Consider the following 13,929-nt stretch of genomic DNA (forward strand, 5'->3'; position numbering starts at 1 on the left):
CCATAGGCTAGCGTCTTTTCATCTGCATCCAACATATTATCCGAAAATTGTGTTTTGTGCTGCTGTTCAAATACTTCATCTAAAAAAGGCATTAAAGCTGCTCTTTCACTCTGTCTGATTTCCATCTTTTCACTTCCAGTACTTTTTTATAGGTCGCAACCTGCTAACATGAAAATTCGCAAATGATTCGATTAAAGGTTTGTAGTTGCTTCAAAGCCCATTCTATCACGATTCTGGCAAATGAAAAAAATAGATTTGCTGATAAAATGATAATTACCAAAAAGTAAATTAGAAATCTGTAAAGTGAATTATATTGTTGCTTATCTTCTTTATACTTATAAGTAGAACGTGTAAGCGTTTTATCTATAGTCATGTGAAGTTTCGCACTTAGAGAGAAGGGAAGAAAAACAAATGGCTGATAAAAAGATCCGCTGGTTCACTGTTTCAATGATTGCTTTTAGTATGGTCTGGGGCTTCGGTAATGTCGTCAATAATTATGCCCAGCAAGGAATTTCTGTCGTAGTATCTTGGATATTGATCATGCTCCTCTATTTTATTCCGTACGCACTGATCGTCGGACAATTGGGCTCCACCTTTAAAACAAGCTCCGGCGGGGTCAGTTCGTGGGTTAAGGAAACCACGGGCAAAAGAAAGCTCGCCTATTACGCCGCTTGGACTTATTGGGTCGTCCACATCACCTACTTAGCGCAAAAGCCGCAATCCGTTTTGATCGCCCTTGGCTGGGTATTCAAAGGAAATGGTCAGGTCGCCACTGATATGAGCGTTCAGACTGTTGCCATCATTTCATTGATTATTTTCTTAATCTTTTTATTTCTTTCCACAAAAGGTCTGACCACGCTGAAAGTTATCGGAAGTGTGGCCGGTTCAGGGATGCTGATTATGTCGATTTTATTCATCATTTTAGCTGTCGCTGTTCCATTTATTGATCCTTCATTTAAGACCGCAACACCTAATATGGGTGACGTTAAAACGTACATTCCAGATTTCAACCTAAACTACTTCGCCACCATTTCTATGTTGGTTTTTGCTGTTGGCGGTGCTGAAAAGATTTCCCCTTATGTAAATTCAATTGATCGACCTACAAAGAATTTCCCGAAAGCTATGATCTTCATGGCAACGATGATCGGTTTGAGTGCCGTCCTTGGTTCTGTAGCAATGGGAATGCTGTTTGACAGCAATAATATCCCAGATGACTTGATGGCTAATGGTGCATACAGCGCCTTCCAAATCTTAGGGAATCATCTAGGCGTCGGCAATCTCTTGATGATTATCTATGGCTTGGCTCAAACAGCCGTTCAATCTTCCGCCTTAGCTTTCTCCATCGATGCACCTCTAAAAATCTTATTATCAGACGCTGATCCTGAGTATGTTCCTCAGTGGCTGCGCAAAAAAAGTAAAAAAGGCACTTTAGTCAATGGCTATTTACTGACTGGTCTACTCGTGAGCATTATCATCATCCTGCCAATTTTTGGTATCAAGAGTATGAGTATTTTAGTGCAATGGCTGACTAATCTAAATTCCATCGTAATGCCGATGCGCTATATCTGGGTATTCTTCGCTTACATGATGCTGAATGCACAATACAAGAAATTCAATTCCGAGTACAAATTCATTAAAAATCCGAAAATTGGCTTCTTCGTTGGTTTCTGGTGCTTTGCCTTCACGATTCTTGCTTGTATTTTAGGCATGCTGCCTAAAGTGGATTACGCAGCCGATCCCAGCTCTTGGATATTCCAATTGATCTCAAATATCGTTACACCGATCGTCTTGATCCTCCTTGGAATGATCCTGCCGATGATCGCCAAGCGCGAGCAGCAGAAATTAAAGTAAAGATTACGCGACTCTATTCCATTTACTTGCCTTGTTTAATCAAGGCAAGATTTTTTTCTGTTAACTAGCTGAAAAGAAGCTCCTCATTCGCCAGAGTTCAAATTCACTTTTTTGAAGTGTATACTGAAGAAAATCGATGCTTAGAAAGAAGATTATTATGTCTGAATATTTAAATGACCTTGAATTATTTTGGAATGATTTCGCCGAAGAATATGAAGCGATTCAACAAGAATCTCCTTTTCCAATTGCTGAAGATTTGCGGGATTTCTTGCTAGCAGAAAAAATTCTCCCCTGCCAAACTTTTTTGGATCTTGCGGGTGGATCAGGTCGCTATTTATCTACATTCCAAGAATATGTAAAAGCATACGATCTATTGGACATTTCTCAAGAGATGCTAAAGCTTGCCGCTGAGAAAGCTGATACAAATGTCCAGTTCATCAATCAAGCTCAGGAAGTTTTTCTGAATCGAAAAAAACAGAGCTATGATCTTGTCTTTTCAGCGATGAACCCTGCGTTGCAGACTAAAACAGATTTACTGGATTTTTGCCAAGCCAGTAAAGATTGGTGTTTACTCTTGCGGGTGGTCAAGGATGAAGATCAGCTCTTCTCTTCCTATGAAGAAAAGAATCCTGATTTGCTTTTAAATGAACGCTGTAAAACATTTCTAGATGAAATGCAAATTTCCTATCGGACGAAACGATTTTCTTATACCAAACACGAAGAGTTCAGTCGTGAATTTTTCCAAGAATACTTTGCAGAGGATTTTTCTTTAACGGAATTGGCCGAGATTACCGAGAAAGCTTTTGGAGAGTCGCAACAAAAAAGCAATCAGCAATTTCTCGATTTTGAATTAATTTATTTTCACGTACCAAAGACTTATAATGAGAACGGATCTTAACATTTGAGGAGGAATTTAGATGGAAGAAAAAACTTTTCAACGAATCAAAGAATTAACCGAGCTGCAGGGAACCAGCGGCTTTGAAGAAGATATTCGCAGTTACATGCGTAATGCGATCACACCATTAGTCGATGAGGTGCAGCAAGATGGCTTAGGCGGTATTTTTGGTCTGCGTCAAACTGATGAAAACAAACCAAGAGTGATGGTGGCAGCTCACATGGACGAAGTCGGCTTCATGCTGACAGAGATTACTCCTCGCGGATTATTTAAGGTAGTACCTTTAGGCGGCTGGAATCCTTATGTGGTTTCTGCACAACGCTTTACCTTAAAAACCAGCAAGGGCAACTATCCTTGTATCTCCTCTTCTGTTCCACCGCATCTATTGCGAGGAACCAACGGACAAGGTCAAGTCAAAGTTGAAGATATCCTTTTTGATGCCGGCTTTGAATCCAGAGATGAAGCGCTAGCCTATGGTGTCCTGCCTGGTGACACGATCATCCCCAAAACTGAAACGGTTAAAACCGCAAATGGCAAAAATATTATCAGTAAAGCTTGGGATAATCGTTATGGCTGCACTGTCGTATTAGAAGCACTAGAAGCCTTGCAAAAAGAAAAACTGGACTACACTTTGATCGCTGGTGCCAACGTACAAGAAGAAGTTGGCTTGCGTGGGGCGAAACCTGCTGTCACAAAATTTCAGCCAGATTTATTCTTCGCGGTGGATTGTTCAGCGGCTGATGATCTAGTCACGACCAACGGAACCTTTGGTCATTTAGGCGAAGGAACCTTACTGCGTATCCAAGATCCTGGTATGATCTTACTTCCTCGCTTACGGGAATATCTCTTAGATACCGCGGAAACGCACAATATCCCTTACCAATACTTTGTTTCCAAAGGTGGAACAGATGCGGGTGCGGCACATACTGCAAATGAAGGAATTCCAAGTACAGTCATCGGGGTTTGCGGACGCTATATCCACACTCACCAAACAATGTTCAGTATCGCTGATTTTGATGCTGCCCGAGAAATGCTGATCCAAGTTCTAAAAGGTTTAGATGAAAGTACGATCAAGACGATCGTTGCCGGAAAATAGTCCCTTAATAAAAATTAAATAACTTCAAAAAAACAAGACTATCAAGGTTTTTCTAACTTATTTGCCGCATCAATTTTGACAGTTCAGCATTTTTCTTGCAATCAAAAATGTTTTCCGTTAGGATTTAAACATATTAATAACTCCTTAGGGGAGTAACCGGCAATGAAAGTTGTTGTGATATCAACAGTAAGTCAACCAGCAATGGTTTTCTGGTATCGTATGAAATGGTGAGACCTAAGACAAGTTTAAACGCTTGCCTTGGGTCTCTTTTTTTGCGAGTTCGTACTATGAGATGACTCTCATTCACAAGTTAGTCTTCTCAAGCACACACCAGTCATCATCTACTTGCAAAAAAATTGCCGAATCAAGTGAATAAAAAATATTGGAGGATATAAATTGACAAAACACATGTACCAGCAAGAAACAAATGAATTAATGAAAGAACTAAACACTGCACCTGAAGGTTTAAGTCAAGCAGAAGCTCAACAGCGACTGCAAGAAAATGGACCGAATCAATTAAAAGAAGCGAAGAAAAAATCCTCGCTGACTTTATTTTTAGAAACCTTCAAAGATGCGATGGTGATCGTTCTGCTGATCGTCGCGGTCATACAAATGGTTATGGGTGCCCATGTTGAATCACTTGTTATCTTCGCCGTACTGCTGCTAAACTCGTTCGTAAGTGTGATTCAAACGAAAAAGGCGGAAGGTTCGCTAGATGCTTTGAAAAAGCTGTCTGCACCAGATGCCAGTGTTCTTCGAGGCGGACAAGAGCAAAGTATTCCTGCCAATGAAATCGTGACTGGTGATATCGTCATTTTAGAAGCCGGTGATTATGTACCCGCTGATGGGCGCCTACTTGAAGCTGGGTCATTAAAAGTTGATGAAGGTATGCTGACAGGGGAATCTACTCCGGCTGAAAAAGAAATCAGCACATTAAACCAAGAGGTTCCCATCGGTGATCGGATCAATATGGTCTTTAGCGGTACGATCGTTACTTACGGTCGCGGGAAATTCTTAGTAACAGCAACTGGCAATGAGACTGAAATCGGTCAAGTTGCTGGACTATTGGAATCAACAACTGAACAAAAAACACCGTTGCAACGCGGCTTGGATAGCTTCAGTAAAAAATTAAGTTTTGCGATTTTGATTTTATCGCTGATTATCTTAGGAATACAATTACTGCGGGTTTTCCTAGACGGTTCAACGGATATGACGCAAGACATCGTCAATGCTTTTATGTTCGCGGTCGCTGTAGCCGTAGCGGCGATTCCTGAAGCTTTGCAATCAATCGTCACGATCGTTCTTTCTTTAGGAACAAAGAAAATGGCAAAACAGCATGCGATCATTCGCAAGCTGCCAGCTGTGGAAACACTAGGTTCAACGAGTATTATTTGTACTGATAAAACGGGTACATTGACGCAAAATAAGATGACTGTCGTGGAGCATTTCTTAGCTGATGGACAAAGCGGTGAATTTTCAAGTGATCCCCAAAATTGGGAAGCAGACGAACAACGCTTGATCGAGATCAGTGTATTGGCTAATGATGCTACGATTAGCGATGATGGCACAAAACTAGGTGATCCGACTGAGATAGCATTGATTGATTTCAGTGAAAGTAAAAATCAATCGTATCGTGAACTGCGTAAAAAATATCCTCGTGAAGCGGAATTACCATTTGATTCTGATCGTAAGTTGATGTCAACACTCCACACGATTGATCAGCAGAAAATCATGGTGACTAAAGGTGGTCCCGATATTGTTTTTGAACGCAGCTCAAAGGTTTTACTTGATGGACAGACCGTTGAGTTTACACCTGAACTTAAAACGCGTTTTCAGAAACAAAACGAAGCTTTCTCTGAACGTGCCCTGCGTGTTCTAGCTTTTGCTTATAAGGAGGTTTCGACTGATTCATTGGCCCTGGCGGATGAAGAAAATCTTGTATTAGTCGGCTTATTAGCAATGATTGATCCGCCAAGAGAAGAAGTTTTCCAGGCCGTGGCAGATGCTAATTCTGCAGGCATTCAAACAGTGATGATCACAGGAGATCACAAGACAACTGCGGTTGCTATCGCAAAAGAGATTGGAATCTTCCAGCAAGGCGATTTCGCGTTGACAGGTGCTGAATTGGATCAGCTGAGCGAAACCGAATTGGCGGAACAATTGGAACAAATCACGGTTTATGCTCGTGTTTCTCCAGAAAATAAAATCCGCATTGTACGTGCTTGGCAGGATAAAGGAAAAATCTCCGCTATGACCGGTGACGGTGTTAATGACGCCCCTGCCCTAAAACAAGCAGATATTGGTATCGCGATGGGAACTGGAACTGACGTAGCCAAAGATGCAGCAGCGATGGTGCTGACCGACGATAACTTTGCTTCAATCATTAAGGCCGTCGAAGTCGGCCGAAATGTTTTTGATAATATCAAAAAGGCTGTTGCCTATCTTTTTGCTGGAAATTTAGGTGCGATTATTGCAATCGTTTTTGCATTGGTGATCGGTTGGGCAAATCCATTTACCGCCTTACAACTACTCTTTATCAACTTGGTCAATGACTCTTTGCCGGCAATTGCATTGGGAATGGAAAAAGCAGAACCAACAATTATGAAACGCCAACCTCGTGATCCAAACAGCGGTATTTTTACTGGTAAAACATTGATCTCTGTAACCTATAGAGGAATCTTGATTGCTGCAGCTGTAATTACAGCCCAATGGATTGGAAACCAGCAATCAGCTGAAATGGGTGTCGCAATGGCCTTCTCTACCTTAATTTTGAGTCGCACATTACAAACCTTTGCCGCTCGTTCAAATACCCAAACGTCGCTGCAAGTCGGTTTGTTCTCTAATAAAATGGTCTTGCTTGCAATCCTTGTCTGTGCTGGGTTATTCAGCCTGACATTGTTGCCAGGGTTGCGAGAAGTCTTTGCTATTCCAGCAGCTTTTGCTCTGAATGATATTGGTTTGGCACTAGTCTTAGCCGCTTCAGCAGTTCTGCTAATGGAAGTCACTAAATTAATTTTAGTAAAGATTCAAGAACCCAAAGTAAAAACACAGTTAAATAAATGCTAAACACTAAAAACGGTAATGCCAGCTCGGCACTACCGTTTTTTCCTGTTATAAAAATTGTTGCAGGTATCGTTGAATCCGCAAGTTATCACTTTCAAAGAATGCTTGACTACTACCGTCAAAAGTAACTTGCCCACCTTCTAGAAAAACGATACGATCAGCCACTTTACGAGCAAATTCCAAATGGTGAGTCACAACGATTTGCCCATTGCCTGATTCGGCTAAATCTTTGATGACTTGCAGCACTTCTTGGGCCAGCTCTGGATCAAGTGCGCTAGTTGGTTCATCATAAAGCATAAACTCCGGTTCCATCGCTAACGCTCGAGCAATCGCCACCCGCTGCATTTGTCCGCCAGATAATTGTTTAGGATGCTCTGCTGCTTTGTCCAGCAAACCAACTTTATTCAGTAATTGTTCTGCCTGTTCTCGCGCTTGATTCTTTGAAATTTTCTTCACCTGTGTCGGACCTTCCATGACGTTTTGAATCACCGTCAAGTGGGGAAAAAGGTTGTACGCTTGAAAAACGATACTAAAATGACCGCGATATTCCTTTAGCTGACGAAAGGACAAATTTTGCGGAAAGGACAGATTGTCCGGATCAATCTTGATTTTCCCGCTGTCTGGCGTTTCTAATAAATCAATTGAACGCAATAGCGTACTCTTCCCTGATCCAGATGGTCCCAAGATGACTGTCGTCTCACCAGGTTGAAAGGTTAAATTGATTTCTTTTAAAACTTGGTTGCCATCAAAACTTTTGTTTAATTTTTCGATTGTTAACATATTTCTTCCCCCTAATAGACCATCCGTTTTTCAAGTACAGACTGCAGATAATTCAAGAAGGTACAAAAGACCAAATAATAGATTGCCACCATGCTGTACAACAATAACGGCTCATAAGTTCGAGCAGCGATCCTTTGGGCAGTCATAAAGATCTCAACAATCGTGATACTGGCTGCAAGTGAAGTATCTTTGACAAGACTAACAAAGTTATTAGATAGCGGCGGCAAAGCGATCTTGAAAGCCTGCGGCGCAATAATCCGATATAAAATCTGCCAACGGCTCATCCCTAACGACGCAGCCGATTCGTATTGACCTTGAGGAATCGCTAGTAAAGCGGAACGAATGTTTTCAGAAGCATACGCGCCGGTGTTTAGTGAAAAGGTTAAAATCGCGGCTGTCCACGCATCCATTTGAATTCCCACCGATGGAAGTCCAAAAAAGACGATAAACAATTGAACCAGAAGCGGTGTTCCGCGGAAGATCCAAACATATAAGAAGAAAATTCCATTTAAGATGCGATTTTTTGAAATCCGTGCTAAGGCAGTAACCAGTGCCAAAATCATTCCCAAAGCAAAAGAAATCAAGGTCAAAGGAATCGTCATTTTTAGCAATGCCCAAAACAACGGCAGCGCCGAGCTTTGAATAATATCAATCGTTCGTTCCATTTTACATACCCTTTCCTTTACTTAGAGATATCTTTCTTGAAATACTTTTCTGACAGCTTGGTTAATGTACCATCCGCTTCTAATTCTTTGATAGCTTTGTCAACTTTTTCCGCTAATTTTTCGTCACCTTTATGAAACATCGCCGCTACCTCTGTCGCTTCATCTGAAGTTTTCACAATTTTGATCGGCGCATCTGGTTTTTGATTTAAGTAGTCATAATAGGTCACATCATCATTCAATGTAGCATCTGCGCGATTATCAACAACTAGTTCCACTGCCTTGCTAAAACCATCGACACTAGAGATTTCCGCACCAAGCTCTTCTGCCATTTGTGCATAGTTGCTGGTCAATGACTGAGCAGAGGTTTTTCCCTTTAAATCCGCGAAATCTTTAATTTCGTTATTGTCCTTATTTACGATCAATGCTGGATGAGAAACAGAGTAAGGCGTACTAAATACATATTTCTCCTTACGCTCAGGAGTGATCGCGACTTGGTTAAATACTACGTCTGTCTTCTTCGCATCAAAGGCTGCCAGCATTGAATCCCACGGCGCTTCAACAAATTTAACTTTATAGTCAATTTTTTTAGCAACCGCTTTTGCGACATCTACGTCATAGCCAGTCAACTTATCATTATCATCACGATAAGAAAAAGGTGAATAGGTTCCTTCAGTTCCTACCCGTAAAACATTCTTTGAACTGGCTTCACTGTCATCTTTTGACTGGCAACCGGCCAGAAATAAAACTCCGACGACTAACAAACTAGCAACTGCAATAATTGATTTTTTCATTTTCTTCATTTCCTTCCTAGATACCTTACGATTAACGAACTTTTATTTTGCTGTTTCTTCACCATGTATACCCGTAAAGGCCTGCTCCAAGTCATTTTTCAAATCTGTTATGTCTTCAATCCCGACAGACAAGCGAATCAATCCATCCTTGATTCCAGAAGTTTCCCGTTTTTCCTTTGGAATCGACGCATGGGTCATGATGGCTGGAACTTCAATCAAGCTTTCAACACCACCTAAGCTTTCGGCCAAGGTGATCACTTTTAATGCCTCGACGAATTCTGCAACTTTGTTTTCATTCACCAATTCAAAAGCCACCATGCCGCCAAATCCGTGCATTTGTTTTGCAGCGATCTCATGACCAGGATGATCCGCTAGGCTTGGATAATAAACTTTAGCCACATCAGCATGGTCTGCTAAATAGTTGGCGATCGTTTCAGCATTCTTTTGATGCGCCTCCATTCGAACACCTAAAGTTTTGATCCCTCGCTGCAACAACCAGCTATCCTGCGGTCCTAAGACCCCTCCCACCGAATTTTGATAAAATCCAATTTTTTCAGCAAGTTCTTCCTTATTGGTTGTTGCCAGACCAGCGACTAAATCACTATGACCTCCCAAGTATTTCGTTCCACTGTGCAACACGATATCCGCACCTAGTGCTAATGGCTGCTGCAAATATGGCGTAGCAAAAGTGTTATCCACGATTGTTAATAACTTATGCTCTTTTGCCCACGCAGCACTCTTTTCTAAATCAATAATCTTCAATAAGGGATTACTAGGCGATTCTAAGTAAAGTGCTTTGGTATGATCTGTTAATGCATCCTCAAGTTGCGACAACTCACGGCTGTCTACCATCGTGTAACTAAGGCCAAGCGGTTTGAAAACATGCTCCAATAAACGGAAGGTGCCGCCATAAACGTCGTCGCCTAAAATCAAATGATCTCCCGGCTGAAATAGTGATAAGGTTGCATGGATTGCTGCTAAACCGGAGCCAAAAGCAAAACCTTTCACTCCGCCTTCCAGTTCAGCGATCAACTCTTCTAGGGCTAAGCGTGTCGGGTTGCCCGAACGAGAGTACTCAAAATCTCCCGGCTGTCCGACTTTCTTTTGGCGATAAGTCGAAGTTTGATAGATTGGTACGCTGACTGCTCCTGTCAATGGATCTTCGCTAATTCCTCCGTGAATCAATTTGGTTGATAAATGCATAATATTTCCTCCTGTTTAATAAGTTTTTTTGTGTTTATCTGCCAAGCAACAACACATAGTGATTCCCCCAATCCTGAATTTTGTGTACAAAAAAAGAGGTGCAAGCTATTAAAGCTGCACCTCTTGACTTCGTTAAAATTTTAGAAGTATCCTTCTTTATCAAACGAGTTCAGAACAGTTAATAGGCATGACAAATTCGTATGCTGCTTTTTTGCACCATACAACAACATGCTGATTCAACTGTTTGAAGATTACGTTTCGCAATGTCGTTTGCCATGAGTTCTGACCTCCTTAAATGATTGCACTCAATTTAGCATTTACAAAAAGAGAAGTCAATCAATTAAATTCCAGAATTTTTTTAAATAACTACAACTTGATTTATTACAACTCAAAAAATCTGTTTCTAATTCAACTTTTCTGACGCTTGAAAACAGACCAAAAAATAACTAAATTATTTTCTATAATTTTAAAACATCCGCAACAGAGTAACAACCCGGTTTCTGCTTGGCTAAGAAAATCGCACAGTCACAAGCTCCCTTGGCAAAACCGTGCCAATCTGTTGAATGATGACTGATTTCTAAGCGCCCGCCCAAGCCACCAAAGAAAACAGTGTGACTGCTTGGCGTGTCCCCCATTCGCACAGAATGATATCCGATTGAGCCTAGTTTTCGTTCGCCTGATCCTTCACGACCATAAGTTGCTAGATCAGAAAGTTCCTCCCCCAACTCATGAGCAATCAACTCACCCATTTCTTTGGCGGTGCCGCTTGGTGCATCCTTTTTCCAGCGGTCATGCATTTCTACGATTTCAATATCTGTTTCTTCACCAATCGCTGCTGTTGCCATTTGCAGGAGCTTATTCATAACATTAACCAGCTTAGACGTATTTGCGGCATATAGCATGGGGATCACCTCACCAGCCTGACAAAATAATGCCTTTTCCTCTGGACTGAAACCGGTAGTTCCACAAACCAAAGCTTTTTTGTGTTCTTTTGCTAAACGCAAAGTTTCTAAACCCATTTCCTTTGTAGAAAAATCGATGATTACGTCACAGTCTTCGATCACTTCTGCCAAGTTATCCACGACGGGGATACCAAGATCACGTCCAAGTACAGTTACTCGTCCTAAATCTTGTCCAATATAGTCTCGTCCGCTCGGTCCAACTCCGGCTATTAGAGTTAATTCCTCACTATCAGCTGCAATCTGTGTAATCAAGCGCCCCATTTTACCACGTGGTCCGACAACAATTGTTTTAATCATTTTTCTCCTCCTCAAATAAACAGTAAAACGATTTCAAAAATAGTTTACCATGTACGGTGAAAGAAGGATTATTAAATTGGTCGTAACAAAGAATTTTTCTTATCGAAAATGGGTAGTACAAAAGCTATTTACGTTTTTTCTTTTTCTTTCTTGCCTCGTGTTTATTCTTTTTTCCATACTTTGTTCCCTTAAGCAGCTCTTCCTTGTATTCCCGGTCCTTTTGCTTCTCGCTTTTTGGTTTTTTATAGACTGCTTTGCTTTTCTGATATGCGGAAAGTGCCATTGATGGTTTTCTAGACGTGGAATTGTTTTGTTCCTCAGTCATCGTTGCTGTCGCATTACTTTTTTGGAGGGACGACGGTGCTGTTTCATGTGTTTTTTTAGACAACGATTCACGAAGCGGTTCTTTCTCCAGGATTTGATTAACATTTCCCTCTTCATTTGCAACACTTATCGACATCTCATCACTGCTATTCACCATATCAGTGTCTGCTGAGATTTCCTCGCTTATCTCATCATCTTTCTGCACTTTTTCTTTTTGTACAAGCGCTTTACGTGTGCAATTTACGATATCCGATTTCTCTACCTTCACAAATCTTCTAACACCAGCCTTTTGAAAGATTGTCAATGTCGTCAACAATCTCAATAACGCATCAGCCTTTTCTATTGCTATTTCTGGATCGGCATCTCCCAAATTCCAAGTATGCAGCTTGCCATTAGCATCCTCGAAAACCGAAATGAGTTTGTATTGCTGGCCATCCAATTTTTCGACTGGAGTTGTTTTTTCTTGTAAATATTTTTTGTACCCACAAAGGCTATCATTTAACTTACGATAGTCCTTGGAATTCTTAAACATCCTAGCCTTAACCAGCTTCCACTCATCATGGTCAAAGTAATTTTCAAAGAATGGGCAGAATCGGCGCAATAAGTCCGTTGCCTCTGTATGAAGATAGATTTCGTGTATCAGTTCTGCAAAAAGTAAAGAAAAATCCCCGACCACAAACGAATTCCTGATCATGACTGCGATAGCCAATTCCACTACCACTGCTGCATTTTGAGTGTCTGAATAAAAATTTTCCACTTTCTTTTGTAACGATTCTCTTTTCATTCCGAAAATTTGTCTTTGACTTAATGATTGTTGTGTTGGCATAGCTTTTCTTCCTTCCTATTTCAAAAATAATTTTCTAACTAATCTCGTCTGTTTTATACTTTCAAAATAAGATACGCCAAAAATTTTTTTAACACTGATTAATACATCAAAAAAACACTATAAGATGTGTATAAGAGGAAGTTCCCGCTGTCTGGCGTTTCTAATAAATCAATTGAACGCAATAGCGTACTCTTCCCTGATCCAGATGGTCCCAAGACTGTCTCTTATACACATCTAGATGTGTATAAGAGACAGCGATATTCCTTTAGCTGACGAAAGGACAAATTTTGCGGAAAGGACAGATTGTCCGGATCAATCTTGATTTTCCCGCTGTCTGGCGTTTCTAATAAATCAATTGAACGCAATAGCGTACTCTTCCCTGATCCAGATGCTGTCTCTTATACACATCTAGATGTGTATAAGAGACAGGATTAATACATCAAAAAAACACTATATATCATTTAAATTTTTAATCGAAACACACGATTCGAACATATTTTTAAATACAAAAAAATCATTTGAGCTATTCATCTCAAATGATTAAATGTGGTATTAGAAAAACATCCGTAAAAAGGACCATAGATAACGTAATAAACGAAATAGAATGAATAAAAGGAAGATATTTCCAAAGATAAAGCTGACCGCATTGCCCGCACTGGCTCTTAGATTGCTCAAGGTAAAGCGGCGTAAAAAACGCGGCATAGAACTGTATCCATTACGTTTTAATCGGAAACTCTCTTCATATGTAAGATCAAGCATGTCGTAATACACGATCTGCAATGGTTCACGAGAAAAGAAAGCCTTAGAAAAACCGACCATCATCGTATACTGTTTGTTATTGGAAGGCAAGTTACGCACACCTTTTTTATTGATACGAACTTTCTCATCATCATCTACTACATTGTAGCTGTACTCTTCTTCTTGGATTCTATGAATTTGCACCTCTGGCTGGTTCTCTTCAAGAAACGCTTGATACACTTCCGAAAATTTTTGCTTTTCTAAAAAAAGATAGACTCCCAGCCCAGCGATCAACAGCATCAGAAAAATATTCAAAAACAAATTATCTTGAAAAATTCCACTATATAACATGATGATGGCTAAAGCCTGTCTCTTATACACATCTAGATGTGTATAAGAGACAGATCCGCAACAGAGTAACAACCCGGTTTCTGCTTG

Annotated in this window: 11 protein-coding genes and 2 pseudogenes; 4 read left to right on the forward strand and 9 right to left on the reverse strand. The window is 40.6% G+C overall.

Annotated features, from left to right (window positions below):
• Window positions 1-411 precede the first annotated feature (411 nt).
• The 4 genes from A5875_RS09240 (at window position 412) to A5875_RS09255 (ending at window position 6,908) form a co-directional block, all read left to right on the forward strand.
• A complete protein-coding gene (locus A5875_RS09240) occupies window positions 412-1,851 on the forward strand; it encodes an amino acid permease (RefSeq protein WP_088933325.1) in 1,440 nt (479 codons plus the stop codon).
• Window positions 1,852-2,008: 157 nt separating this feature from the next.
• On the forward strand, window positions 2,009-2,749 hold the full coding sequence (locus A5875_RS09245) for a class I SAM-dependent methyltransferase (RefSeq protein WP_088933326.1): 741 nt from the start codon (window positions 2,009-2,011) through the stop codon (window positions 2,747-2,749).
• 19 nt (window positions 2,750-2,768) lie between these two features.
• Window positions 2,769-3,842, forward strand: a complete 1,074-nt coding sequence (gene pepA / locus A5875_RS09250) for a glutamyl aminopeptidase (protein WP_088933327.1) — start codon at window positions 2,769-2,771, stop codon at window positions 3,840-3,842.
• Between the two features lie 408 nt (window positions 3,843-4,250).
• Window positions 4,251-6,908, forward strand: coding sequence for a cation-translocating P-type ATPase (locus A5875_RS09255; RefSeq protein WP_088934662.1), 2,658 nt, complete (start codon window positions 4,251-4,253; stop codon window positions 6,906-6,908).
• Between the two features lie 45 nt (window positions 6,909-6,953).
• Here A5875_RS09255 and A5875_RS09260 read toward each other — a convergent pair whose 3' ends face one another.
• From A5875_RS09260 to A5875_RS09300, 9 genes and pseudogenes are all read right to left on the reverse strand, one after another.
• Window positions 6,954-7,685: an amino acid ABC transporter ATP-binding protein gene (locus tag A5875_RS09260; protein ID WP_088933328.1), complete on the reverse strand. Its 732-nt coding sequence runs from the start codon at window positions 7,683-7,685 to the stop codon at window positions 6,954-6,956.
• An 11-nt stretch (window positions 7,686-7,696) separates the two neighbouring features.
• Window positions 7,697-8,350 (reverse strand): amino acid ABC transporter permease, encoded by a 654-nt coding sequence (locus tag A5875_RS09265; RefSeq protein ID WP_088933329.1) that lies wholly within the window; start codon window positions 8,348-8,350, stop codon window positions 7,697-7,699.
• Window positions 8,351-8,367: 17 nt separating this feature from the next.
• Entirely contained in the window at window positions 8,368-9,141 is a 774-nt protein-coding gene (locus A5875_RS09270) for an amino acid ABC transporter substrate-binding protein (RefSeq protein WP_088934663.1), read from the reverse strand.
• A gap of 42 nt (window positions 9,142-9,183) precedes the next feature.
• A complete protein-coding gene (locus A5875_RS09275) occupies window positions 9,184-10,344 on the reverse strand; it encodes a cystathionine gamma-synthase (protein ID WP_088933330.1) in 1,161 nt (386 codons plus the stop codon).
• Between the two features lie 458 nt (window positions 10,345-10,802).
• The gene (gene dapB / locus A5875_RS09280; RefSeq protein ID WP_088933331.1) at window positions 10,803-11,603 is read right to left on the reverse strand and encodes a 4-hydroxy-tetrahydrodipicolinate reductase; all 801 of its coding nucleotides are present in this window, start codon (window positions 11,601-11,603) and stop codon (window positions 10,803-10,805) included.
• A 124-nt stretch (window positions 11,604-11,727) separates the two neighbouring features.
• The gene (locus tag A5875_RS09285) at window positions 11,728-12,684 is read right to left on the reverse strand and encodes a glycosyltransferase family 1 protein (RefSeq protein ID WP_141108279.1); all 957 of its coding nucleotides are present in this window, start codon (window positions 12,682-12,684) and stop codon (window positions 11,728-11,730) included.
• A gap of 206 nt (window positions 12,685-12,890) precedes the next feature.
• Window positions 12,891-12,971 (reverse strand): annotated as a pseudogene (locus A5875_RS09290) (ATP-binding cassette domain-containing protein); the annotation flags it as partial.
• Between the two features lie 6 nt (window positions 12,972-12,977).
• Window positions 12,978-13,130 (reverse strand): annotated as a pseudogene (locus A5875_RS09295) (hypothetical protein); the annotation flags it as partial.
• A gap of 175 nt (window positions 13,131-13,305) precedes the next feature.
• A complete protein-coding gene (locus A5875_RS09300; RefSeq protein ID WP_254911894.1) occupies window positions 13,306-13,842 on the reverse strand; it encodes a hypothetical protein in 537 nt (178 codons plus the stop codon).
• Between the last annotated feature and the right edge of the window lie 87 nt (window positions 13,843-13,929).

Origin of the sequence: Enterococcus sp. 3H8_DIV0648, assembly GCF_002140655.1 — a bacterium.
Classification (GTDB): Bacteria; Bacillota; Bacilli; order Lactobacillales; family Enterococcaceae; genus Enterococcus_A; species Enterococcus_A hulanensis.